Origin of the sequence: Brevibacillus sedimenti (genome assembly GCF_020923495.1) — a bacterium.
GTDB lineage: Bacteria > Bacillota > Bacilli > Brevibacillales > Brevibacillaceae > Brevibacillus > Brevibacillus aydinogluensis.
On the sequence record NZ_CP064048.1, the window covers coordinates 952,249 to 977,027 of the forward strand.

Below are 24,779 nucleotides of genomic sequence, written 5' to 3' on the forward strand. Positions count from 1 at the left end.
CCTGGACACTCCTTTCCTGGATTGCGTCCCGTCGTCATGTCCCGATCGGGCTTTTGGGTCCATCATACCATAACGGCAACCAGCTGGAAAACGACGGCATGAAGCAAAAACCCCCTCCGCGCACGCTTAAAAACACCCGGCTTTCCGGCTTGGCACGGAGGGGACCTGCCTATTGTTGCAGTGTTCGCGTTATGTCAGTGCGTTACGCCTTCATCTCCGCCTCCGGACCAAACAGGTCGGGGCGCTTGGCTGCCTTTTTCGCCTGCCGCTTCCGTTTGCCCTCCGCCAGCACCGTGTAGAAGGACGGTACGACGATCAGCGTCAGCATGGTGGAAAAGAGCAGCCCGAATATAATCGTGACCGCCAGCGGCTGGAACAGCACGTCTCCGGAGAGGGCAAGCGGCATCAAGCCGGCCACGGCCGTAAACGAGGTCAGCAAAATCGGCCTCAAGCGCGCTTCTCCCGCCTGGATCACCGCCTGCTTCAGTTCCACGCCGTCACGCCGCGCTTCCTCGATAAATTCGATCAGGACGATCCCGTTGCGGACGACGATCCCAGAGAGCGAAATCACGCCCATCATCGTCATGAAGCCGAGCGGGGTCTGGGTGACAAACAGCCCGATCAGGCTGCCCGCAAACGCGAGGTAAACCGTGCTTAACACCAGCACCGGAATGCTGAGCGAATAGAACTGCATCGCGATCATGATCAGGATGAGGAACACCACCACGACAGACAGTTTGCCCATGTCGATGAAAATTTCCGTCTGCTCCGACGTCTCTCCGCCGATCTCCCAGCGATAGCCGTCCGGCAGGGGCAATGTCTGCAGCATCGGCTTTATCTCCTGCATGACCTCCGTTGCCGTGCGTCCTCTGACGTCACTGGAGACGGTGACGCAGCGGGACAGGTCGCGGTGCGGAATCGCCTGCGTGCTGAAAGTGGGCTTTACTTCCGCCAACTGGGTCAGCGGTATCTGTTCGCCCCGGGCGTTGGCCACGGTCAGCCGTTGGAAAAGCAGGGACGGGTCCTCCTCTCCTTTTTGCAGGAACAGTTTGATGTCGAGCAGATCAGTCCCGTTGTCAAACTGACTGACCGTAATCCCTTCGCTGACGAGGCGCAGCGTCTGGGAAAGATCGTTGTAGTTGACCAGCTTTTGTTCCATCAGTTCCTTGTTGACGACAAACTCCAGCGTGTAGCTGTCGATGCCGAAGTCGTCCTGCACATCGTACGTTCCCGGAATTTTCGCCACCTTGCTCTTGACCTGCTCGGACAGGGTGCGCAGCGTCGCCACATCCTCCCCGTACAGCCGGATCACCACCGGTTTGCCGACAGGCGGACCTGCTTCCAACTGCTTGGGCAGGATGGTTGCTTCCGGGTACAGCTTCTTGAACTCCTCCTGCCACGGTTCCATCATATCGTCGATTTTTACTTTCGCTTTGTCAAAACGGACGACCAACTGCCCGACCGTGATGCCTTCGCCGGCACTGGTGTCGCCGCCGAACATTTTCGGTGCGCTGCCGCCGGCGTATGAAGCGACAGATTCGATGCCCGGCTGCTTCATGATCCAGTCGGACACCCCTCTGACGACGCGATCCGTCTCGTCGATGCTGCTGCCAACCGGCAGACGGATATCCACCAAAAACTGCGGGCGATCATCGTTGGGGAACAGTTGAACCGGGGTGAATGGAATCAATCCGTAGGCGAGTGTGCCGATCAGCACGCCGACCATTCCGGCCAGCAGCGGGCGCTTCAAAATCCTCGGCATCAGCCGCTTGGCGTACCATTTGGTCAACTGCTGCAACTGTTTGCCCAACAAGCCCGCCGGCTTGCGATAGTCTTCCACTCCCGAGCGGCGGCGCTGCTCATACCATTGGCGGAAAATCGGAATGATCGTCAGCGACATGATCATCGACGCCAGCATGGTCAGCGATATGATCACCGGCACGGGACGGATGAATTGGCCTGCATTGCCGTTCAAAAACATGAGCGGACCAAATGAGGCAATTGTCGCCAACGTGGCCGTGACAATGGAGATGGACACTTCGTTGGCGCCGTTGATGGCTGCCTGCAACGGCCTTTCGCCCAGCACCGAGAGGCGCCGTTCGATGTTGTCGTTGACGACCACGGCGTCATCCACCAAAATGCCCAACACGATGATCAACGATACGATGGAGATCATGTTTAACGTGATACCCAGCGAGGGCAAAAACAGCAAGCCCACGGCCAGCGAGATGGGAATGGCCAGGGCGACGACTACCGAGGTGATCAGGTTCAGCCCCAGCGTACACACGAGCAAAACGGCGGCGATGGCAATCCACATCTCCCGCGACAGGTCTCCAAACAGCTCATCCACGCGTTCGTTCTGCGAGTAGATGGAGTGTTTTTTTGCCCACGCCGGCAGCGATTTTTCCAGCGTCGCCATCATCTCGTCCACTCGCCGCTGCAACGAGGGGACGTCGCTGCCCGTCTCGGCGTTGATGCTCAGGGAGACGGACGGTTTCCCGTTGTAGTACGAATACGATTTGACCGTTTCTGTGGTCAGCTTCACCGTACCGATATCTTTCAGATATACGGGGTAGCCTTCCGGCGTGCGCGAGATGATCACCTTGTTCAGCGCATTCACATCGTAATTCTCTGCCAACTTGAGCTGGTACGTCCGGCTGTCGGTGGTCAAATCCCCCAGCGGGACGCGTTCGTTCTCCTTTTTCACCGCCATCATGACCTGACCCCAGGTAAGGCCGTACTGGCTCAGCTTCTGCGTATCCACCTCAATGCGTACTTCCTCTTCGGGCAGTCCTTCGATGGTAACATCGGCCACATTGGGAATGGTACGCAGCTGATCCTTCCACGACTTCAACAGCGAGCGCAGACTGTAGAGCTGTTCCCGCGTGTCGGCGGTAATCGCCATCGTCTGCACAAACGTGCGGTTCAGATCGTCGTTGATGATGGGCTGTTGTGCGTCGGCGGGCAGATCTGCTTCCGCGTCTTTCACTTTCTTGCGCAGTTCATCCCATTTCTGCTTGGGGTCGACGTCGCTCTTCGTCTCCACGATGATCGTCGACACACCCAGTCTGGAATGGGACGAAATGTAGCTGAGTCCCTGCAGTTCGTTGATTTTTTCTTCCAGCTTTTTCGTGACGGTCTGCTCCACTTTTTCCGGTGAAGCACCCGGGTAGATGGTTGTCACGGTCGCAATATTGACGATGATGTCCGGCGACTCCTGCTTGGGGAGCTGAAGAAAACTGAGAAAGCCAACAACCACGACCATCACGAAAAACATCAGCGTGATTTTCCGTTTGCGGACGATGTATTCGATCACTGTGGCTGACCCCCTGCCGCTTCGATTGGGTCGCCGTCAAACAACCGGTCCACACCTTTGACGATCAGCTGGTCGCCCTCTTTCAGACCGCCCACGATCTCCAGTCGGTTGCCGTTGATCTCGCCGATGGACACGGCCGTTTTTACTGCCTTTCCGCCGACATTGACAAAGACGTGCGCATCTCCCTGGCCGCGGCTGATGACGGCCTCGACCGGCACATAGATGCCTTCCTTGCCCTGGATCGTTTTTCTTGCTTTCACCACTTGGCCGGCAAACCAGTCATGTCTGGGATTGCCGATATGAACCTCCACCCCGATCGTCCCCGTTCCCTGGTTGGTCGCCGGATAGATTTTCACCACCTTGCCGTTGCGCGTTTGGCCATACAGCTCCATGGTGACGATCTCTCCCTCCTTCCAGGCAAAAATCTCCCGGTCGGGGACAGGCAGCACCACTTTCAGCGTGTCAATGTTGCCCACACGGTAGACAGGCGTGCCCACGCTGACCAGCGAACCGGTGGAGGACAGCTTGGCGATCACCGTCCCGCTGATGGGCGCGCGCAGCTGCGTCTTGGCCAACGTGCTGGCGGCGAGCTCCTTGGAAACCACCGCCTGGTTGTAACTGGCCCGGGTGAGCTCCCGATCCTCCGCGCGCGCCCCCTGCGTGACCAACGAGTACGCCTGCTGCGCGTTTTGCAGGTCTTTTTCCGCAACGGCCAGATAGTTTTTGGCATTTTCGTACTCATTTTGGGAAATCGCTTTTTCCTGATACAGCCGCTCGATTCGTTTGAAGTCGTCTTGCGCCTTCCGGTAGGCGATCGTCGCTTTTTCCACCTGCAGCCGCGCCTGCGTAACCTCCTGATCGCGCGCCCCGTTGTTCACCTTTTCCAAATTGGCGGCAGTCTGCTGGACGGCTGCGGCGGCAGACGCCACCTGCAGCGAGTAGTCGCTGCTGTCCAACCGGGCGAGCAGTTCGCCTGCCGTGACGTTGTCCCCTTCTTCCTTGGCCAGTTCGACCACCCGGCCGCCCACTTCAAACGAAACAAGCGCCTCTTCCAACGGCTGCAGTGTGCCAGACAATTCTGACACTTGGGTCGCCTGTTCCTTTTTGACCGCGGTGATTTCTACTTTCTTGACCTCGGCCGGATCATTTGCCTGCTCCTGTCCGCTGCAGGCAGTCGTGAACAAGAGTCCAACTATGAGTGCAATCATCAACTGTTTGCTGTTCATGCCACCCTCCGCTTCAGTTCCTTTCATTATGAGAAGATTAATCCATCTGTATCATACGATGCAGCAATTGAGCAAATTTCACAGACTGGATTTACCCCTCAGCAAAATGATCGGGCGGCATTTCGAAACAGTTGAACGTTCAAAAGACAGCGAGCCGTACAATCGTCGCCATTGGACATCTGCCTCCGGTTACCTTTTACCTCGGAATTCCCACAGGGTTTTTCCGTACCACCATACGATTTCCGCAAACGCACACAATACAAAGATGGCCCACAGTTCACCTGCACGCAGTTCACGGACAAAATGCTCCAGTTCGGTACCCGCCCCTCTTGCCAGTGCATGAAGGAAGAAAACAAGCGGAGCAGTGATGGCAAGCACCAGGGTTAGAGCGGAAAAAAACGTGTTCTTTTTCCTGATCAGACAGACAATCGCAAGCACAATCGTTAAACAGATAAAGAAAAAATAAGAATAGAGCAGCCAGTCAGCCATGATCACTCATCCTCCCCTGCCTTTCTTCCCTCGATCTCTTCCGTTTCGTTTTTTCTCACAGGCAATCCAAGCAGCCCTTTTATGATCTGAGCCAGTGCTTTGGGGTCAATGCTGCTGCCCGCGATACTGCGCTGCAAATTGTACCCGTCCAGGATGGCCACGATGGAAGCGGCCATTTTGTTGGTGTCAAGGTCTTCCGGCAATTGCTTCATGTGTACACCTTTTTGCAGCACCATGCTGATCATGTCGATCCATTCCCGATAATACGCAGACATTCGCTCCTTCACGCTTTCATTTCGGATCGCGTTTGCGCAGAACTCAAAATAGATCGGAATCCAGTTTTCTTCGGTACTGATCTCATAAAACAGAGCAATGCCCCGATCGATCCACTTCTCCATGGGCTCGTCGATGTGCAGCAGCGGCAGAAAGTGCTCCTTGAATGCTTCCAGCTTAGCTTCCATCAATGTTAAAAAAAACTCTTCCTTGTTGGCAAAATGCAGGTAAAATGTTCCCTTTGTATACCCGGCTTCCTTTGTCAACATATCAATCGACGCGTTTACGTAGCCGTGCCGTGCAAAGACTTTGTTGGATGCTTCCATCAGTCTTCTGTATGACTCCTGACTTTTGATCTTGTGCTTGTTTTCTGTCATTTTGGAATTCACCCTCTTTTTGCAATTTTGTCATTGACAAGGGAATTTTCCCAAATTATAGTATATCACGAATACTATCCGGATAGTATTAATTTTTTCTGGAAAGGAGTCAACCTTATATGAAAATGAAAAACTTGTTGTTAGCCTTTTCTTTCGCTGCAACCTTGAGTATTTCAGCTTTGCCATTGCTGGCCCAGGCTTCCTCCACTAGCCAAAACGGTTACCTGGATTTATCTTCCCCAGAGGTTCAAGCGGAATTGGCAAAAGAAGAACTGGAAACCGAAAATGCAAGAAAACAGTTAACACTCCGAACTACGAAAAGTGCAACTGCTCTTGAGGAGTTGAAAAAACATGCGCCTGAAAAATATAAACTTGTTGTAGAATAGCAAAACACAAAAAAATCACGAAGCTCCAACGGCAAAATGGGGACAGTAGGGGATATCTTGATTACATTTGATAACAGGACCTCAGGCTGGAATCATGGCCACGCTGCGATCGTAAGGAAAAACAACGATTACATTGTGGAAGCTTGGCCCGATGATGGAGTAAGGGTGTATAAAAACAACTGGGGAAAAAGGTTCAAGACTGCCTATAAGTATTATGTCAAGGGAGCGGATGAAGAAGATTACGTTAACGCTCAGAAATACGCTTACAGCCAGCTAGGCAAACCATACAAACTAAATGTTGAAAAACATTTTACAAAAGGCTTTTATTGCTCGCAACTAGTGTGGAAAGCATGGTATGAACAAGGCTTTGACGTAGATGCCGATGGAGGATTTATCGTAACGCCAGCAGATATTGCCGAGTCGAAGCTCACCGTTGAATATTAATGGAACTGGGAGAGTGTGGTTCGCGCACACTCTTCCCTTTTAAGGTTTCAGCATCGAAAATCGATAAATTCCTTACTGTAGGTGAAAACTAATGGTTGCGAACAATCTGAAAAGGATCATCTGGGGATTTTTCTTCTTCGGGGGATGTTTCTCTCTCGCGGTTCTGGTCATCGCGGCAATACTTTCGTTTCAAGAGCCCACTTCGGTGAGCAAAAAAGCGAGCGAATACAAATACCTGTTTTTGTATTCACACCCGTTTATGGGCCGCACCTATATTGTGGCCACAAATGACGGTCAATCATTTGAGAAGTGTCAACGCCGACTTTATTTTGACCCACCATCGCCGGTTTAGAATTGACCCACCCGGCGATTTTTTGTTGGTTAGGTGGTAGAGGGGGAGCCGTAGGCTCCAGTCCTCATCTTCTCACGAAGTCGGTAACTATTCCCCCTAATATTGACGATGTGGGAATGGTGTAAGAGCCGATCCAGGATAGCCGTAGCAAGTATCGGATCGCCCATCAGTTCCCCCCATTCACCGAAACTCTTGTTGCTGGTCAACAGAATACTCCCTCTCTCGTATCTTGCACTTACTACCTGGAAAAAGAGGTTAGCTGCCAAACTGTCAAACGGTAAGTAACCAATTTCGTCAATAATCAGGAGCTTTGGTCGAATATAGATGCGTAGGCGTTTATCCAGCCTGTTTTCCGTGTAAGCTTTTCGCAGATCTTCGATGAGTTGCGAGAGACTGACAAAGTAAACGGATATCCCTTGCGAGATGGCTTCTACAGCCAACGCCACCGCCAGATGACTTTTTCCTACTCCGGGAGGCCCTAAGAACAAGACATTCTCGTGTCGGGTTACAAAAGTCATCGTGGCCAGCTCTCGAATCAACCGTTCGTCAATGCTGGGTTGGAAAGCAAAATCGAACTCCTCCAGCGTTTTTCGGTAAGGCAAGTGTGCGAGTTTGGTGCGTACCTCCATATTCCGTTTTTGACGTTCCGCTATCTCTGCATCTAGAAGCATGTTGAGAAAGGACAGATAGGTGGGCTGTCCATGACTTGCCGCTTCCAAATGGGCATCCAAGAGTAGAGCCGCTTGCTGAAGCCCAAGTTCCTCAAGACGTAGCCGTGCCTGTTCCAGTTCAATCATGCTCCCACCCCCGTCAGCTGCTCATAGACATCCAGCGAACGCACTTCCACTTGCTGCGATGAAATCTGTCGGGCTTGCGGACGTGGATAGGCATATCCTTGAGCAGTCGTAAGACCTGCATACTGGTTTTCACAAAAAACAGTTGCACGGGATCGATAGACCTTTTGGTGTCGAGCAATACATGTGCCGTCGGCCCAGATTTCCACCCACCCATTCACTTCTCGCACGGTACCCTCACGTCCACTGTACCTCCATGGAACCCCATATCGTACACCATCGTAGCTAACAAATCCGTCTCGGCTGACCTGTCTCGGTTCATGCAAGTATTTTTCCCATCGTTCAGCTGAAGGGATAGGCGACAGATTTTCCTCACGGAGTCGGTCGATGGGACGTTCGCCGGTTGTTCCATGAATACGGCGGTTAATCCGCTCGCACCAGTGTAGGGCTTGTTGATTGAGATCCTGTAAATCAACGAAGCGTTTGCCAGGAAGAAAGTTGTTTTTTACGTATTGAACGCCTCGTTCCACTTTTCCCTTTGTTTCGGGGCGTCGAACTTTGCATACTTTTGGAACAAGCCCAATCGCTGCAGCAAAGTCGGCAAAAAGCGGATGCCAGCGAGGTTTTCGATCATCTCCCATGCCCAGTACGACGGTTTTCATCTGGTCGGTCAGCATTACCTTTGGGATGCCCCCAAAATATTCAAAAGCATGAATCAAGCAACGAAGAAAGCTGTGAATGTCACAACGCTTAGTGAACTCTATATAGGTGGAACGAGAGTACCCCAATACCATGACAAATACCGGCACTTTTCGGACTGTACCGTCCAAATCTACGTAATCACACAGTCCCCAGTCGACCTGTGCATATTCACCAGGTTTCGTCTCGTAACGAAGAACAGCGGGAACTTGTTTGGGAGGACGGAAGTCCTTCACATAGTCTTTCAAGATGGTACGTCCCCCGGTATACCCCTTTTCTCGTAGAAGATCGAATAAAACCTCGCAGTTATAGATACCTTCTTGAAGACGTTCCTGCAGGAACGGTTTATACGGATCAAGCTTGGAACCACGAGATTTACGGGTTCCCTTTTCGGGGGAGAATTCACCCCGGAGATATCGGCGAACTGTATTTCGAGAATGCCCCGTTAGACGGGCAATTTCACGAATACTCTTGCCTTCTGCCCTCATGGTATGTAACGATATCACTATCCCACTCCTTAGCATGTGTCTCCCTCCGAAGATTAACTTGGCCGTTAATTACGAAGGGGATATATTCGCTATGGGTGGGTCATTTTCTTTCCGGCGAACCTGGGTCAATTATATCCCGGCGGTGACAAGAAGGTTACCTATTCATTCAGTGACACCCCTTATCTCATCAAAGACACCAATAACAATCTGATCCTGCCTGCAGAACACATGTCAAAGTATTACACGATCGACGATGACTTTCACAAAACGGAACACGCCTTAGCCGCCCCCTATACGTTTATGATCCGGGATAAACACATCCGAATCGAAAGCCTGAACACCAGCCTCCAGGAGAATACACTGTACATCACTGACTCAATCTTCGGCACGCAATCAAGCATCCGCCTGCCATCGTATCTAAGCAGCGCCACGTATGATGAATCCCGTATATACGTGTTAAACTACAACGCCGAAAAAGAAGTAAACGAGGTCCATGTCATTAACAGAAAGGACGGAAACGTTATCCGCAGTTATCAGGTGAAGGATGGCGCTACAGAGATGCTGAAGGTACATGATTACTTGCTGCTAAACACCGATGGCAGTCTGACCCGCATTCATGCAGATACCGGAGAAATCTCCCATATCGCCTATCCTGACGAGGCAGCGGAAGCAGACAAAATATTCTTGGTTGATCCGAATACCATTTACATCACCTATATCACCTCTAGCGGCAATACTGGTCTGTTCGTCCTGGACGATCAATTTTCCATCAAGAAGAACGTCACATTTGAGGTGCCTTATATGACTGCCCAGATGAAACATGGCAGGTTGTATGTATTGTCTCAAACAGAGAATCACCCTCAAATCGGAGGACAAATGGCAATTATTGATGGCAAATCGTTTAAGATCGAACAGGTCATCCATTTGCCCAACGAAGATGTGAAGGTCCAGGACTTTCTTGTACAATGAAGCCTTGTCATACAACCGGGAAAGCTGCCGGACTTACGTGTCCCAGCTTTCCCGACGGGTGCGGGTCCCCAGCCTACAACCGGAGCCGGGTGATCAGGCTTGTCATGTCTTCCGGCATGGGGGCAGTGCACACAATCTCTTCGCCGCTCACCGGATGCACAAACGAAAGCCTCCAGGCGTGCAGGGCCTGCCGCCGTATGAGCCCACTGTTTCCTCCGTACATGGCATCGCCCACCAGGGGATGTCCGATGTGCTGAAAGTGGACGCGTATCTGGTGCGTGCGTCCCGTCTCCAGCCATACACGCACCAATGTGGCCTCCTCTGACCGGGCAATCACTTCATAGTGGGTGACAGCCGGATCACCGCTGTCCATGACACGCCGTCTGGTCGGGTGGCGCGGGTCGCGGCCGATCGGGGCATGAATCGTGTCTGCATCGTTCTCCACCACACCGGAGGCGACAGCCAGGTACTCCCGCTTGATGCTCCCTTCCCGCAGCAGCCGGTCAGCCAGTAGATGACCGTAGCTGCTTTTGGCGAGCAAAATGACACCGGACGTTTCCTTGTCCAGACGATGTACCGTATGGATTTGGATGTTCTCTCCCTTGTACCGGTACTGATCGGCCAGAATGTGCACCAGCGTGTTTCCTTGCTCTCGGCGGGTCGGGTGAACCATCATCCCCGCCGGTTTGCATACGACCAAGAGGTGATCGTCTTCAAACAGCACATCTACCTGCACAACAGGTGGCATCGGAAGGGAAGATGCCTTCATCGCCGGCCCCTTATCCTGCCCCAGTCTGTTGTCTTGCACCCGTACCGCTATCTTGTCGCCGGCCTTTACCTGCCGCTGCAAAAATGGAGACTTGCGGTTCAGCAATATCCCTTTGCTCCGCGTCAACCGCTGCAGCATTCGCCCCGATACGCTCAGTTTTTGCCGGGCAATCTGCTCGACGGTTAGCCCCGCATCCTCCTGTGTCACGACGTATTCTAACCATCCCTTGCGACTCACGTTAATCCCTCTGTTTCACGCTTTTCTCCCCATTGTACTGAAAAAGCAGGCTGCTGTGCCAGCGCTCCCTCTGCCGTGAAAAGAGGGAACGACCTCGAGCCGTGTCAGGGGCGAACAATCACCGCCTGCAAGTCGCGGTCAAACTCTGTGATCGCTTCCTGCTGGCCCATCTCCAGCAGTTGTGTCACATACCCCTCATCAGCGTACAATTCCCGTCCCAGCAGTTTCCCGGCAAACATCACATGCAGCCGACGTTTCCATCCCAAACGGATCATGGCTACATCCACCTCACTTACCATACTTTTCTGTATGATAAGTATAATATGCGACGAGGGTGTTTGTAAACATATTTGTTTAGAAAGTAGTGAAACTGTGCTTATCAGGAGTTGTTCCGCGCACGCTCATGATCTTTGCCAAAAAAATTACCCCCATATTGAGAGTGTGCATCTCAATGTGGGGGAAGCTGATTTCAGATCCTCAATTGATTTAGTCCCAGTCCGGGTCAGCACCCGTTACGACAATAGAACCTTGTCCATTTTGATGTGGCAGTGCTGCGGGGACAGCGGTTGCGGTGAAGAGGAATGCAAACGCAAGCAGCGACAGCAAAGTTTTCACAGGAACACACCTCCTTATGCCATTATTTCATTAATATAGCATATTTTTTCAATTATTTCCATATGCTTGTTTGACAATTTTCTGCTGCTTAGTCGATGGTGCTTTACGAGCAGGCCGAAACACTCGATCACCTTTTCAGAATCGCCAAGCTGCCGATAGTATTCAATACTTTTCAGAAGACTGTCGTTCGCCTCGTCAATCTGTCCCATTGAGAACTGGCACATGCTCTTTCGTTGGTAATATATAGCGGCATTTTTGATCCTGTGTGGATGACAGTCAACAGGTAAAAAATGATCTTCAGAATCAATCAACTCGTTGATCAAGTCATTTCTTCCGGTTTCCAGATATACTTCCAGAAGATCACTGACAATTGAAATTCGAGCATCCTGCTTAGCTTCATTAAGACATTCTTTATAGAGACGAATTGCTTCGTCATATTCCCTTTTCTTTGCATACAGCAGTGCCCGGAGGTGGTGTTTGCGGTAGTCCGCATATTCGCTTTTTTCATACTTTTTCAGGTAAAGCTCGGCCAAAATGAGATCGTCCAGGCGCAGATACGCGTTGACTATGGCAATCAGAGCGGAGGCTTTATGTTTGTTGTCGGTTTGGTCTTCACGAATCCCCTTGCTGCACAGATCAATGCATTCCTGATAGTAATCCAGAATGTACGCATGTACGCCCAAACGATAATAGGCTGTGATTCGCTCCATCGGGTGCAGGTATTCGATGTAATGCAGCATTTCCTTTCCTCTTCGGTAAATCTCCTCGAATTGGGTAAAGTGGTCGCGTTCGATTTCATACCGTTCCAGTAACCCTTTTGCCAGGTAGTAAGGAATGCCGCGTCTTCTGGTATAGTCTATCAATACGTCATACAGGGCCAGTTTGATTTCCGCCTCTTCTTTTTCTTTTGCGACATGCAGCAACGTATCCAGGGCAAGAAAGGGGTCCAATTTAGGGGTCTCCAGCAACTTTTGCGCCGCTTTCCGAACCAGCGACCTGTTATTCAGGGAAACAGCCTCTTCCAGCAGAAACTTCAGCATTTCAGCCTGTTCGGTCATGTCCAGGTACGCGCTGATTAGCGATGCGTAGGGAATCTGCAGCGCCTGCGATATTTTTTTGCAGGTGGCAAATCCGGGCCGTTTCGTTTCCCCGGATTCGATCCGTGACAGGACGCTTTTGCTGACACCTGTCCGCTCCGCCAACTCACTGAGCGTGATGTTCTCCTGGAGTCGATACCTCAGAAGCATCTCTCGAACGTCCTCTACCATAGCAGAAGCCCCCTACGAAAGTTGTTTATCCTTTTTAACTTTTTTATATAGATTATCACAAGATTCAATTTACTGTAAATATTTTACTATCTTTCCCGGTAATGACCGCTGCGACAAAAAAAGACCCGCTTGGATAAACGGGCCAGACGTCCAATTTCAGTTGTTCAGCCTTTCAACTTGTCCGGATTGAGCGCCTCCAGCTCCGGCAGGACGAACAGGCCGTCTTTGCGGATCAGCACGTCGTCAAACCAGATTTCGCCGCCGCCGTACTCCGGACGTTGGATATTCACCATGTCCCAGTGCACCTGGCTGCGGTTGCCGTTGTCCGCATTTTCTAGGGCGCGCCCGGGAGTGAAGTGAAAGCTGCCGGCGATTTTTTCATCAAACAAAATGTCGTTCATCGGGTGCAGGATGTACGGGTTGACGCCGATGGCAAACTCGCCGATGTAGCGGGCTCCTTCATCGCTGTCGAGAATCTCGTTCAGCTTCTGGGTGTTGTTGGCTGTCGCCTCTACAATCTTGCCGTTTTCAAACGTGAGCCGCACGTTTTCAAACCGGGTACCCTGATACGTGGTGGCCGTGTTGAACGTAATCGTGCCGTTCACAGAGTCGCGCACCGGCGCCGTATATATCTCTCCATCCGGAATGTTCGCCTCGCCGGAACAAATCACGCTGGGCATGCCTTTGATGGAAAAGGTCAGGTCGGTACCCGGCCCGACCAGGCGCACGTTGTCCGTCCGCTCCATCAGTGCTTTCAGCGGCAAAAACGCCTCGTGCATCTTCTGATAGTCCAGTGAGCAGACGTCGAAGTAAAAGTCTGCGAACGCCTCGGTGGACATGTTGGCGCTTTGGGCCATCGCCGGCGTCGGGTAGTTGAGCAGCGCCCAGCGCATCTGGGTGATGATGTAGTCGGAAAGGGGCTGCATCACCGCCTGATGGGCACGGCTGCGCTCGATGGGCACGTCGGCTGCCTCGCTGGTGTTGGTGGGCCCGTTGATCACGATAAACGCCTGGATGTCTTGAAACATCGCCTGTTCCCACTTGAGCTGGTAGGACGCCCGCCTTTCGTCAGCGCCCATCATCAATTCACGCTGTATGGCCGGATTGATGAACCGCACAAACGGATACGCTCCCCTGGCGTACGCCTGCCTGATCAGTTCCTTGGCAAGCGCCTGTCCTTCTCCGCGTACTTCAATCAACAAACATTCCTGTGCCTGCAAACGAACGGAGTGATTCAGCAGAGTTTCCGCCAGCTTGCCGATACGTGGATCCAACATCCTAACTCCTCCCCAGGGTGCAATAGATAAAAATTATTTTACCGAATGGACAGATACTTTTCAATTATGAGACTGCTCATTACCGGTATTCGGAGCGCCCACCCGCACACAATCGGCGAACAGCGGAACCGCTGGTGGATAAAAAATTTTTCTTGCATGTTTTCACATCTATGGAGTATTCTAGTCATCAAAGAGTGTTTATCTGTACAAATCTTTTGAATGAACAGTCAAAGGATGGGAGTGTTGGTTCATGGCGATTGCTGCAGTTTTTCTGGCATAGGACGGGGACCTTGTGCGAGGGGTCTCCGCCCCTTTCACATCCCTGTCTTGCAAGAAAGCTGCAGGACGCCTGAACCACTTCCGTCCTTTTCGATAAGGGGCCGGGCCGGACAGCTGTCACCATTGGCTTCCTGGCATGGGCAGGTGAAAACGCGCCGTTTTCGCACTCGTCCGTTTCCCCGTGCCCGTATCCCGACCTTGTCGAGCAAGCGCATGCGGAAGAGGTAGAGGTCTCGCTTCTCCCGATTGCGCTTTTTTTCGTTCCTCCTTTTGCATTTGCGCGCGGATGGAAAACGCCGTGGGAAGGGCGCCTGCAGACAGCAAACCATCGAGAAATCGGAGGGATTCTTGTCATGCATTGGCGTTCTTGGGACCTAAATTTGAAAATCAGGCTTTTCGGCGAGCTGATTACGCATACGTTTTTCTGGATGTACTTTCCCTTTATGGCGATTCATTTCAGCGACGCGTTCGGCAAAAAGGAGGCTGGACTGCTGCTGACCGTACCTCCGCTGCTGGGGATGTTCGCCAACCTGGCCGGAGGATACCTGGCCGACCGGATCGGCCGACGTACGACGATGCTGATGTCCATCGCGTTGTCTTCGACGATGTTCGGGCTGTTTGCCTTTTCTCCCTCGCCCTGGGTTGATTACATCGCCTTTATCGGCATCGGGATTGCCGGCTCCCTGTACTGGCCGGCCAGTTCGGCGATGGTGGCCGACCTGACATCGGAAGAGGATCGGCGCCTGATATTTGCCACCTTTTACACCGCGATGAACATTGGCGTCGTTGCCGGGCCTGTTCTTGGCTCCTTCTTTTTCGTGCACCACCGGTTTGAACTGCTGCTTATCTGCATGATCGTCGAACTGTTGTTCGGCCTTGCTATATACGTCTGGATCAAGGAGACACTGCCGTCGCACCAGGCAGGAAGTGCTCGCCAAGCGTTCTCATTGAAGGAGCAGTTCCAAAGCTATGTCGTGATTTTTCGCGACAAGCCGTTTGCCATCTACATCGGAGCGGGTGTCCTGATCGCGATCGCCTTCATGCAGCTCGATTTGTTCATGGCGCTGTACGTCAAGGAACACGTGCCCATCCAGCCGCTCGTCTGGTGGGGTGACTGGTCGTTTTCGATTGGGGGCACCTCCGCGTTCGGCTGGCTGATCGGCTTGAACGGCTTGTTGGTCGTGCTGTTCACGCTGCCGGTCACGCGCCGGTTTGAAAACTGGAGTGACCGCAACAGTCTCGTGCTGTCGTCCGTTCTGTGCGGTCTCGGCCTGTTCCTGATGGGCTTTACGGTCAACATCTGGTTGTTGTTCGGCTGCATCGTCATCATGACGCTGGGCGAACTGATTCGCACCCCCGTGGCCCAAAGCTTCATCAGCAAATACGCGCCGGAGGACGCACGCGGCCAGTACATGGGGGCGTCCTCGCTGCAGTTTTCGATCGGCCGGTTCCTCGCGCCGCTGACCATCGGCTTGTCAGAGCGACTCTCCCCCGTCGGCGTTTTCGCGGTCATTCTCGGGCTCACGCTGGTGAGTGCGCTGCTCTACGTGTACATGTTCCGGCTGATTCCACAAGCCAAGAAAACTGACGCGCATGTCCGACAGCCATAGGCAGACGCTTCGTCAGCCGCCGGCCCGGACAAGTCACGTTTCCTGCACACAACACACCCCTTCACGTCATCATCGGTTTCCCGAGGGGCTTCCCATGACTAAGGGGTGTACGTTTTTACAAGCTTCCACTTGGAGCAAGCTCTCGAAGGCATACAAGGGGTTAATGATATTGCCTAAGGACACTGGTACTCCAGCCAGCGTATGTCAACAAAGAAGAGTCTCCCGTCTTATTAGGGAGACTTATACATTTAGACTTAGTCCGTGTAGTAAGTGTAATAATCGACTGCCCCTCGTTGGTTAATAACGTCCTGCAACGTTTGGTTAGAACTGCTACCTGGATCGTTAACCAAAATCATCTCTGGAGTGATTTGGCTGTAGTATGGAGAGCCGTCTACGTCAACTGAGAGCGTCCCTTTAAATCCTTTTGCAACAACAAGATGATTAGGTACGTGGATCATTACTGGGATTCTTTCATTTACAATTAAGTCAAAAATGTCTGCCTTCAATTTGTCAAATGTACCAGACATTTTTCCATGATAGGTATGGGAATACCGAGAGGCAGCAGCATTCCAGTCAATCGGACAATCTTTACCGGTGTTTTTCAAATTGTCCAGCAGAGTACCAGGATCAACATTGTCGCCAAAGCTGTTGAAAATCATAGCGATTGACGTGATGTAGCAACCTTCGGAACGCATTGTTCCACCGCATGATGTAGTTTTACTTGCCCACTTACTGTCGAACTGCTTGAAACTCGTGGTGCCCAAATCACGGGAAAAAGTTTTAGTAGCCATAAGATTCAATCCTCCTCAATAGGTTTTGTAAATGCCGCGGCTCCTTACCGCTCACCTATTAAGGAAAAATAATGGTAAAAAAACAACCGTTCGGAAAAAAATTAAAAAACTTGATGTTTCTTAAAGAATCTAACACTATTCTTTCTCTAATATCGACTCTTGAGAACGTTGCACTTTTTTCGGTAAAAGATTTATGTCATCGATATTTTCAAGATCCGCTAATAAAAATTCGAGTTTAGCTAAATTCAACAATGGTTTTATAGAAGTCACTTTTGACCCACGTATATCAAGATATTTTAGGTTTTGTGATTGACTTAGCGATTCAAGATTATCAACCGATGTATTTCGCATTTGAAAGCGTTCTAAGTTAGAAAAGCTCTTTATTGAATCAATGCTGGTAATCGGATTATCTGAAACATCCAAGAAGGTTAATGTGCTTAGTGACTGAATGGGAGCAATGTCTGTAATCTTGTTATTCCTCAAGTTGAGGTATTGGAGTGAAGTCACATCTTGGAGAAAGTGCAAATCAGAAATGTCTCCATCTTCTAAAGAGAGACTTCGTAAGTTGTTAAATTGATCAAATGACGGCAATTGGTTCATTTGAACACCGGATAAGTTGAGCGTTTCAAGTTGCGGCAATTCTGCTAAAAAATTATAGTCTTTAATTTTGATGTGATCGATGTACAGATCTTTTAGATTTTTCATACCGGCGATGACTGAAAGATCATAAACATTGTTTTTTTGATCTTCTCCCAATTCTCCAACATTCAAATGCAACTCTTTTACTTTTGTAAAGTCCTCTTTTTCAATGGCATTCACTGGTTTACGTAACATTTGAGCAACGGCTTCTAAAACAAATGATGGAACGTTTTCTTCTATAGTTGTTTGACTGACAGAAGTTTGGCGAGAGGCAGAAGGATTTGAATCAGTTGGCGCACATCCTGTCAAATAGGTTGAAATGCCAATGATTAACAGAAGGGTTCCGAATTTCTTCAATGTTATCACTCCTTTCTGTTCCCTGAGTCTAACATAATTTCCCTGAATGGTAAATTAACCCATTTCTCTATAGCTTGCGCATTTAATGTATTAAGAGAGAATTCACGGAAACGCTTGTTGCTGGCCAACGAATACTCCCTCTCCGGCGTTGTCAGGCTCGATGGTGTCTCCACCATTCAAACACATAGAAGAAAACCAGCACGATCAGACTTGTCCACCAATGATCAGGGCTAATCTGATAGAGTATAACGCACATCGCCCCTCCATTGATCGGCCGAAAAATCCACTTCTTTTTAAAAATGTCATACAGGGAAGTGACAAGGATCAGCAAAAGCAGGAAAGGTACAAAATTTTCTTTAATCGTGACCACCTCCTACATGCACGTCCACTACGACAAACCTCCGCGGCTGTCATCACCACGGAGGTTTGTTGTTTCCCGTTTCCAGCGCGGCAATGCCCTACGGCATCACTTCCGGCAGAAAATACTCATTCCGGTCAAAACGGCCGCGCATCCACTTGTAGGTATCGTCGTAGATGCCCCGGATCACCGGATCGTCGCTGTTGGCCGCTTCCAAGAGCGTTTTGGAGCCAAAGTAGTAGGCGTGAATCCGGTTTTTATCCAGGCCCAGCTTGTGCGTTGCCACCAGTTGGTTGTAGTAGAGCTGGTAAAACTTAGGATCGCGGTACATCCGCTCGTCCCCTTCGATTTCCACGCCCATGTCGTACTTGTTCACTACGTCCAGGGTGCCTTCCAGGCGGTCGAGCTGCACCGGCTTGTCGCTGTAGTAGTTGGGCTGGAGGAACGCGTAGTCGAAGTAGAGCGATTTCCACTCGGCCAGCCCCGGCGCACCAAAGTACGGAATCCAGTAGAAGCGGAGCGCGTCGTCGTGCACGATGCCGGCCATGTGACGAATCAGCTCCCGCTCCTTGGGCGCGCTGTCATCAATCAGCTCGTGGAACCAGTAGATGCCCTCCAGCCTCAGATAGGCAAAACCGGCTTTGTCCCAGCGCTTTTTCAGCTCCCGGTAGTACCACTCCAGCGCCTGCTTGCGGTTTTCATACGCCTGCTCTTCGCCCACCTGGCGGGCGTTAAAGGAGAGGGACGGCTGCTTGTCGTCCAGACTGCCGAAGTCCATCTGGGATGGATTGGGATAAGGCAGGGCGAGCACGACGTTTTCCACCGTCGGTGTGCCGTACAACGTCCCCCGCAGGCGGTTGAACTCGCGCATCGCGTCGTTCAGCGCTTCCAGCTGCTGGCCGGTGCGGAACAGGTCATTCATGTATTCCTTCCAACCCTCTTTGGTTGAAGGCAGGATTTGATACGGCAAAAAGAGCACCGTGTCAAACATCTGGTCGACCATGTACCCGTCCTTGGTCAGATAGCCGACCATCGGCAGGAAATCTTCCTTCCGCCAGATGCCCCGCTCACCGTATGCACCGGAATAGGCCAGCAGCATGTTTTCCACGCGGCGGACCGTTTTATCCTCGACAACGGTCTGCTTTTGATTTTCCGGCGGCAGCAGGACGGACGGGCTCTCACCCCTGCTCAGATTGGTCCCCCACACTTCCAACTGGCGGGCAAAGGCAAACACTTTTACCGGGAACGAGACGCGGACGTATCGTGCCTCCACTTTCGGCAGCGTCACAGCAAGCGTGCGCACCACCACCGCTTCCTCCGCCGGCGATACGTCATGCTTCGCTTTACCGGCGTAATACCAGGCCCTGCCGTCTCGGGAAACTTCCACGTCCATCCATTCCGGCATGGTGATGCCCGAGCCTTTTTGCTGCTGGAACGTCAGGGTTACCCGCTCCAGCCGCTTTACCTCATCCAGGGCGACGGTCACTTTTCGCCCAAACAGACGGTAGTAACCGGTCCAGGTCTCCGACGGGGTCACCAATCCGCCTACCGGGCCGGGGTACTGTTTTTCCACCTGGGCGAAATAGGCATCGGGCTTGCCCATCGTCTGGACAGAGGTAAAGCTGCCCGGCGCGAAGTTGATCAGGCCATCTTCCTCTGCAGGTTGTGAGACAGGCTCTGATCCATCCCCGTCCTGATCAGCTGCGGCCGGTGTTGTGTCCGATCCGGTCTGATCGCCATCTACGCCATCGTCGGATTGGGCGGTTTCGGCCGGTTTGTTGGCTTCGCCCGCAGCCAGTTTGTCAGTCTCGCTCGCGCCAGCTTCAGCCTTTTTCTCCGCACCCGCAGCCGCCGTGTCCGCCTTCACTTCCCCTCCGGTTTCCTCCAGCTGTTTATCTGGCTCCACTGCATCCTGCGCCTGTGGCGCTGGCGCAGCGGTAATTTCCACGGGAATCTCCTTCGTGCGATACCCCACTGTCACGGTCAGCGTGCCCTTTCCGGGTGTGGGTCCGGCGACAAACGTGCCGTCCGGCAGCACGGTGCCCAATTCCGGCCGGTCAAAGGCAAAGACGGGGGAAAACGGCAAAGTCCCGACGGTTGGCGCCACTTCCACCCGTGTGCTGGTGCCCGTCATGACCGACAGCTTGGCCGCATTGAGCGTAAAATCGGCCTGTTCCGCCTGCTGGGAGCGAGCGTTCAGCACGCGCTCGGCGATGATCGCGGCATCGCCCCGGGTCACCGTCCCCTGCGGGCGGAATTTGCCGCCAGCTCCCTGCATCCAGCGCTGGGCGGTAACAGCAGTCACTGCTTGCCGGGCGTAGTCGGCAATTTCCTCCTCATCTGCATACGGTGCTGCGTCTGCGCTCTGCATCTGGCCGCCGCCCGCTTTCCACAGCCGTGTCAGCAGAACGGCCATCTCCTGCCGGGTTAACGGGTCGGCTGCTCCCAGCTTGCCATCGCTTCGTCCCTGCATCACCCCCAGCTCCGCCAGTGCGTAGACGTACGGAGCGTACGGGCTGTCCGCCGGCACGTCGGCAAACACCGCCTGTTTCGGCAGTTTCGGCTGCACGCCCATCACCTTGGCCAGCAGCACCGCCACATCCTGCCGGGTCATCGGCTTTTGCGGATAAAAGCGGTCCCCGCCCTGGCCGCTGATCAGCTGAACCGCAGCCAGCCGGTTGACAGCCTCCCGGGCGTAGCTGTTTTGCAAATCGGAAAAGCTCACGTTCTGCTCGTAGGGCAGTTCCCCACCCTGCTGCTCCGCTGCCGTCGCGGAACCAGCGGCCGCTGCGGCCTGAGTAAACAGCATCGACAGCGCCAGACAAACGGTCATTGCCCTGGCTGCCATACGCTTCAACACCATGTTTCCTCCTCCAACATATTGCTTCTCTGTATTACGCATCCGGCACAACCACTGCCGGACGAGGCGGTTTCGGGCCGAAAAACTGGTAGTAGTCCACCTTGATGTTGCCGTTGTACAATTTTCGCTTCTTGCTGGCCGTCCGGCCGAAATGCTTCTCAAACTGCTCGTCCGACGTCAGCACGTAAAACGACCACGTGTCCAGCGCGGAAAAAACCTCACCCATGTCGCGATACAACCGTGCTACCTGCTTCCAGTCGCCCAGCCGTTCGCCGTACGGCGGATTGCAGATCAGATAACCGTACTTGCGTTTGGTACGGACGTCGCGCACGTCCATGCGCTGGAAGTGAATCTGGTCCTCCACGCCCGCTTCGGCCGCATTGCGCCGCGCGACCCGCAGAATCTCGTCATCGATGTCCGTGCCGATGATCTCCAGCTTCTGGTCGTAGCGGGCCAGATCGTGTGTCTCCGCGCGGGCTTGCCGCCACACGGTCTTCGGGATATTCGGCCAGCTCTCGGAGACGAATTCGCGGTTCATTCCCGGGGCGATGTTCTGCCCGATCAGGGCGGCCTCAATCGGAATGGTTCCAGAACCGCAAAACGGGTCCATCAGGACGCGGTCCGGCTTCCAACGGGACAAGAGAATCATCGCCGCCGCCATCGTCTCTTTCAACGGCGCCGCGCCGATCAATCCGCGGTATCCCCGCTTGTGCAGCCCCGGTCCCGACGTGTCGATGGTCAAAGTGGCGACGTCCTTCAACAAGGCCACCTCGATTTTGTACATCGGCCCCTGCTCCTCGAACCAGTCCCGCTTGTACGTTTTTTTCAGGCTTTCCACCACCGCTTTTTTCACGATCGCCTGACAGTCGGGCACGCTGAACAACGTCGATTTCACGGATTTGCCTTCCACCGGAAACGTTGCGTTTTCCGGGAGCCAGTCCGACCAGGGCAGCGCCTTGGTCTTCTCAAACAGCTCGTCAAACGTCGTCGCCCGAAACTCTCCCATTTTAAGACGCACGCGATCCGCCGTTCGTAACCACAAATTTGCCCGCGGTATCGCGGAAATGTCTGCCGTAAACGTCACCTTGCCGTTGTCCACCTTGACGTCTTCGTAGCCCAGCGCCCTTACTTCCTGGGCGACCACGGCTTCCAGGCCAAATGTCGCCGTGGCAATTAATTCTACTTTCTGCATGATACAATCTCCTGTCGTTCGGATATGGCAGGGTGAAACCCCTCTACTATATTACCCGATTTGACAGATGCGTTGGTCATGTTTGTCAAACAAAAGTCCTGTATCGAGACGGGTGACGCTTCACATGTCGACAAGAAGCTCAATCACCTAGCCGCCCTGCTCCATCTGACGGATCATGTATACCTGTTCGATGCCGGAGGGCTGAAACCCGGCCTGTTCCAGCACGCTCACCACCAGCTTGCAGGAGGCCGGCAGGTTGAAGGTAGAACGCGTGCAGGCCAGTTCCGGCGATCCCCACACATGGGCAAGCGCAAAACGAACGATCGCCTCCGCATCAGCCCGTCCGGGCAGGTACGCACACTGCCGCAATACGATAGCGGTCGGTTTGCCCGCCTCGTCCAGCGTCCGTTTGTAAAAGGCGTAACCGACTGTCTCGCCGTTCTCGTCTTCCACGAAGACCGCCTCTCCATCGCAAAGGCTGGGCCACTGGTTTTGCCACGGCACGTCCGCCTCGTAAAAGGAAAGCGCCGCCGCCTCCTGGGGAATGCCATGCCGCAGCCGGTAGGGGGCGGAAGTGACATCGCCAAACGGCCGATCCGTCAGCGCGTCGGTACGCTGCAAGAACAGCAGCCGGTCCGTCACCTCATAACCGAACTGCCGGTAGAGGGCGATCGCCTGCTCGTTTTGCCGGAACGCTTCCAGCGTCGCCAGCTCGACGCCCGCTTTGCGGTACAGGGCCAGCGTCTCCTCCATCAATCGGCGTCCAACGCCCTGCCGACGGTACGCCGCAGCAACGCCGGTGCCTCCGTTCCAGGCCGCTTTTTTCCCGTTGATGGTGCGAACGCCGCTGGCGACCAGACCGATCGGTTCCCCGTCCGCAAACGCAATCACAGACAGGGATGGTGCGTAATCCTCCCGTCCCAGCCGCTGCAGCAGACTTTTTTCCGTCATCGTCACCGGAACAAAATAGCCCTCAAACCCCCGGTTCCACGCCAGTGTGACCTCAGCCAGCGTGCATTGATTCATGCGCTTGACGACAATCATCGCTTCACCTTCCTGCAGTTGATAAAATGATTTTAATCGACAAAATCCAAAACATTCAATTATTTTCACTGGTATTGCATGACAGGCGATGACCGCCGGCTAGATCTTTCGCGAGGACCGTCTATGGGCAGGTGAAGCGGATGGGCTCATCTTCATTGGCACATCAGGGCGGGTCCATGATATTGTGGAAGAGAACCGTTTTCGGGCCCGGAGCCCCTGATTGGGTAGGACGGGCCTGCTCCCAGGAAAAACGATCTGGGGATGACAAACGCAATCGACACGGAATGAGGAAAAAATCATGAGCAATCCAACACGAATCATCCTGTTTGCAGGAGGCAATCTGGGTGACTGGGCGCTTGAGGAAGTAGAGGCGGGTGACTGTCTGGTCGGTGTCGACCGGGGAGCGCTGTTTCTCATCCGCCACGGTCTTCGGCCCCGCCTGTCCATCGGCGATTTTGACTCGGTCACGCCTGAGGAGTGGGCGGAGATCAGCGCGCACAGCGAAGAAGTGCGCTCCTGCGACCCGGTCTTGAAAGATATGACCGACACGGAGATGGGCTTCGTCTGGGCACTGGATCAGGGCGCGCAGGAGATTGTCCTGACGGGGGCACTGGGGTCCCGTTTCGATCACACGCTGGCCAACGTTCACCTGTTGTGGAAAGGGCTGCGCAGCGGCGTACGCTGCCGGATCGTCGATGCTGCCAATGACATCATGCTCGTCGACCGCGAGCTGACCCTCGGCCCCAGCCGCTTTCCCCACATCTCGCTGCTGCCGCTCACCCCGGAAGTGACCGGCATTACCCTGTCCGGATTTCAATATCCGCTGGAACATGCGACGCTGCGCCTCGGTGACACGCTGGGCATCAGCAACGTGCTGACGGCCGACAGCGGGACAATCTCCGTCGCAAGCGGGTGCCTGCTTGTCATCCGCAGCAAGGATTAACGAAAACGCGCCTCGCTTACTGCTCTCCTGCGGCGGTTAGTTCCACCTGTAGGGGAAGCTGCCAGTCGATTTCGCCCAAGCCCTGCTCCCGCAAAAAGCGGTTGGCCCTGGAAAACGGCCGGCTGCCGAAAAAGCCCCGGTTGGCCGAAAACGGGCTTGGATGCGGGGATTGAATGACACAATGCTTTTGCTTGTCAATAAACGCTGCTTTTTCCTGCGCGTGACGCCCCCAGAGAATAAAGACCATCGGCGTTTCCCGCTCGTTTAGGACGGCAATGACCCGGTCGGTAAACTGCTCCCAGCCCATCCCCTTGTGCGAGTTGGGGCTGCCCGCGCGCACGGTCAGCACTGAGTTGAGCAGCAGGACCCCCTGTTTTGCCCAGCTAACCAGATAGCCGTGATTGGGGATGGCACAGCCCAGATCGCTCTGCAGTTCCTTGAAGATGTTTTGCAGTGATGGCGGAGGCGCAACCCCCGGTTTGACGGAAAAGCTGAGGCCGTGGGCTTGTCCCGGTCCGTGATACGGGTCCTGACCGAGAATCACCACTTTGGTTTCCCGGTACGGCGTCAGATGAAGCGCGTTGAAAATGTCGTACATGTCGGGATACACGGTGCGGCTTTGGTATTCCGCCTTCAGGAACTGCCGCAACTGCCGGTAGTACTGTTTTTCAAATTCGTCCGCCAGCAGTTCGGCCCAATCGTTGTGCAAAATTGCCATATCCTTCAC

The 24,779-nt window shown here is 53.3% G+C and carries 22 protein-coding genes; 5 read left to right on the forward strand and 17 right to left on the reverse strand.

All coding sequences use genetic code 11. The features are described from left to right. Positions 1-202 precede the first annotated feature (202 nt). The 4 genes from IRT44_RS04500 to IRT44_RS04515 all read right to left on the reverse strand — a co-directional run bounded on the left by IRT44_RS04500 (position 203) and on the right by IRT44_RS04515 (position 5,630). Positions 203-3,316: an efflux RND transporter permease subunit gene (locus tag IRT44_RS04500; protein ID WP_212132583.1), complete on the reverse strand. Its 3,114-nt coding sequence runs from the start codon at positions 3,314-3,316 to the stop codon at positions 203-205. Beyond that, positions 3,313-4,542 carry an efflux RND transporter periplasmic adaptor subunit gene (locus IRT44_RS04505; RefSeq protein ID WP_230077527.1) on the reverse strand — a complete coding sequence of 410 codons (1,230 nt, stop codon included), beginning with the start codon at positions 4,540-4,542 and terminating at the stop codon, positions 3,313-3,315. Before IRT44_RS04505 ends, IRT44_RS04500 begins: the two co-directional genes overlap by 4 nt. 189 nt (positions 4,543-4,731) lie before the next feature. After that, positions 4,732-5,031, reverse strand: a complete 300-nt coding sequence (locus tag IRT44_RS04510) for a hypothetical protein (protein ID WP_212132585.1) — start codon at positions 5,029-5,031, stop codon at positions 4,732-4,734. Between the two features lie 2 nt (positions 5,032-5,033). Next, the gene (locus IRT44_RS04515) at positions 5,034-5,630 is read right to left on the reverse strand and encodes a TetR/AcrR family transcriptional regulator (protein WP_212132586.1); all 597 of its coding nucleotides are present in this window, start codon (positions 5,628-5,630) and stop codon (positions 5,034-5,036) included. Positions 5,631-5,800: 170 nt separating this feature from the next. Here IRT44_RS04515 and IRT44_RS04520 point away from each other — a divergent pair, with 170 nt between their 5' ends. Continuing rightward, on the forward strand, positions 5,801-6,067 hold the full coding sequence (locus tag IRT44_RS04520) for a hypothetical protein (protein ID WP_230077528.1): 267 nt from the start codon (positions 5,801-5,803) through the stop codon (positions 6,065-6,067). Positions 6,068-6,124: 57 nt separating this feature from the next. After that, positions 6,125-6,511: a YiiX/YebB-like N1pC/P60 family cysteine hydrolase gene (locus IRT44_RS04525; protein ID WP_230077529.1), complete on the forward strand. Its 387-nt coding sequence runs from the start codon at positions 6,125-6,127 to the stop codon at positions 6,509-6,511. A 381-nt stretch (positions 6,512-6,892) separates the two neighbouring features. Here the strand turns inward: IRT44_RS04525 and istB are convergent, their stop codons facing one another. Continuing rightward, positions 6,893-7,660 (reverse strand): IS21-like element helper ATPase IstB, encoded by a 768-nt coding sequence (istB, locus tag IRT44_RS04530; protein ID WP_008409491.1) that lies wholly within the window; start codon positions 7,658-7,660, stop codon positions 6,893-6,895. Continuing rightward, positions 7,657-8,880, reverse strand: coding sequence for an IS21 family transposase (istA, locus tag IRT44_RS04535; RefSeq protein WP_008409807.1), 1,224 nt, complete (start codon positions 8,878-8,880; stop codon positions 7,657-7,659). The genes istB and istA overlap by 4 nt, the downstream gene beginning before the upstream one ends. Before the next feature lie 192 nt (positions 8,881-9,072). Here istA and IRT44_RS04540 point away from each other — a divergent pair, with 192 nt between their 5' ends. Then, positions 9,073-9,813: a YncE family protein gene (locus IRT44_RS04540; RefSeq protein ID WP_230077530.1), complete on the forward strand. Its 741-nt coding sequence runs from the start codon at positions 9,073-9,075 to the stop codon at positions 9,811-9,813. A 73-nt stretch (positions 9,814-9,886) separates the two neighbouring features. Here the strand turns inward: IRT44_RS04540 and IRT44_RS04545 are convergent, their stop codons facing one another. The 5 genes from IRT44_RS04545 to IRT44_RS04560 form a co-directional block, all read right to left on the reverse strand. After that, the gene (locus IRT44_RS04545; protein ID WP_212133706.1) at positions 9,887-10,819 is read right to left on the reverse strand and encodes an RluA family pseudouridine synthase; all 933 of its coding nucleotides are present in this window, start codon (positions 10,817-10,819) and stop codon (positions 9,887-9,889) included. A 104-nt stretch (positions 10,820-10,923) separates the two neighbouring features. Beyond that, the gene (locus tag IRT44_RS04550; protein ID WP_230077531.1) at positions 10,924-11,094 is read right to left on the reverse strand and encodes a hypothetical protein; all 171 of its coding nucleotides are present in this window, start codon (positions 11,092-11,094) and stop codon (positions 10,924-10,926) included. A gap of 211 nt (positions 11,095-11,305) precedes the next feature. Next, positions 11,306-11,434: a hypothetical protein gene (locus tag IRT44_RS19310; protein ID WP_256379840.1), complete on the reverse strand. Its 129-nt coding sequence runs from the start codon at positions 11,432-11,434 to the stop codon at positions 11,306-11,308. A gap of 14 nt (positions 11,435-11,448) precedes the next feature. Next, positions 11,449-12,702: a helix-turn-helix domain-containing protein gene (locus IRT44_RS04555; protein WP_230077532.1), complete on the reverse strand. Its 1,254-nt coding sequence runs from the start codon at positions 12,700-12,702 to the stop codon at positions 11,449-11,451. Between the two features lie 164 nt (positions 12,703-12,866). Further along, complete coding sequence (locus IRT44_RS04560; protein WP_171564012.1) at positions 12,867-13,979, reverse strand: aminopeptidase; 1,113 nt, start codon at positions 13,977-13,979, stop codon at positions 12,867-12,869. 632 nt (positions 13,980-14,611) lie between these two features. On the opposite strand from IRT44_RS04560, the gene IRT44_RS04565 reads away from it, so the two are divergent. Further along, entirely contained in the window at positions 14,612-15,868 is a 1,257-nt protein-coding gene (locus IRT44_RS04565) for an MDR family MFS transporter (RefSeq protein ID WP_171564011.1), read from the forward strand. Between the two features lie 254 nt (positions 15,869-16,122). Here the strand turns inward: IRT44_RS04565 and IRT44_RS04570 are convergent, their stop codons facing one another. The 5 genes from IRT44_RS04570 to IRT44_RS04590 all read right to left on the reverse strand — a co-directional run bounded on the left by IRT44_RS04570 (position 16,123) and on the right by IRT44_RS04590 (position 23,109). After that, entirely contained in the window at positions 16,123-16,659 is a 537-nt protein-coding gene (locus tag IRT44_RS04570; RefSeq protein ID WP_230077533.1) for a C39 family peptidase, read from the reverse strand. A 135-nt stretch (positions 16,660-16,794) separates the two neighbouring features. Next, positions 16,795-17,655, reverse strand: coding sequence for a leucine-rich repeat domain-containing protein (locus IRT44_RS04575; RefSeq protein ID WP_212133652.1), 861 nt, complete (start codon positions 17,653-17,655; stop codon positions 16,795-16,797). A gap of 458 nt (positions 17,656-18,113) precedes the next feature. Beyond that, entirely contained in the window at positions 18,114-20,876 is a 2,763-nt protein-coding gene (locus IRT44_RS04580) for a DUF4855 domain-containing protein (protein WP_230077534.1), read from the reverse strand. 31 nt (positions 20,877-20,907) lie between these two features. After that, positions 20,908-22,065, reverse strand: coding sequence for a THUMP domain-containing class I SAM-dependent RNA methyltransferase (locus IRT44_RS04585; RefSeq protein ID WP_212133651.1), 1,158 nt, complete (start codon positions 22,063-22,065; stop codon positions 20,908-20,910). Positions 22,066-22,212: 147 nt separating this feature from the next. Further along, positions 22,213-23,109, reverse strand: coding sequence for a GNAT family N-acetyltransferase (locus IRT44_RS04590; protein WP_212133650.1), 897 nt, complete (start codon positions 23,107-23,109; stop codon positions 22,213-22,215). Between the two features lie 298 nt (positions 23,110-23,407). Between IRT44_RS04590 and IRT44_RS04595 the strand changes: the two genes are divergently transcribed. Further along, on the forward strand, positions 23,408-24,052 hold the full coding sequence (locus IRT44_RS04595; RefSeq protein WP_212133648.1) for a thiamine diphosphokinase: 645 nt from the start codon (positions 23,408-23,410) through the stop codon (positions 24,050-24,052). Between the two features lie 16 nt (positions 24,053-24,068). Here IRT44_RS04595 and IRT44_RS04600 read toward each other — a convergent pair whose 3' ends face one another. Continuing rightward, positions 24,069-24,770: a uracil-DNA glycosylase gene (locus IRT44_RS04600; RefSeq protein ID WP_230077535.1), complete on the reverse strand. Its 702-nt coding sequence runs from the start codon at positions 24,768-24,770 to the stop codon at positions 24,069-24,071. Between the last annotated feature and the right edge of the window lie 9 nt (positions 24,771-24,779).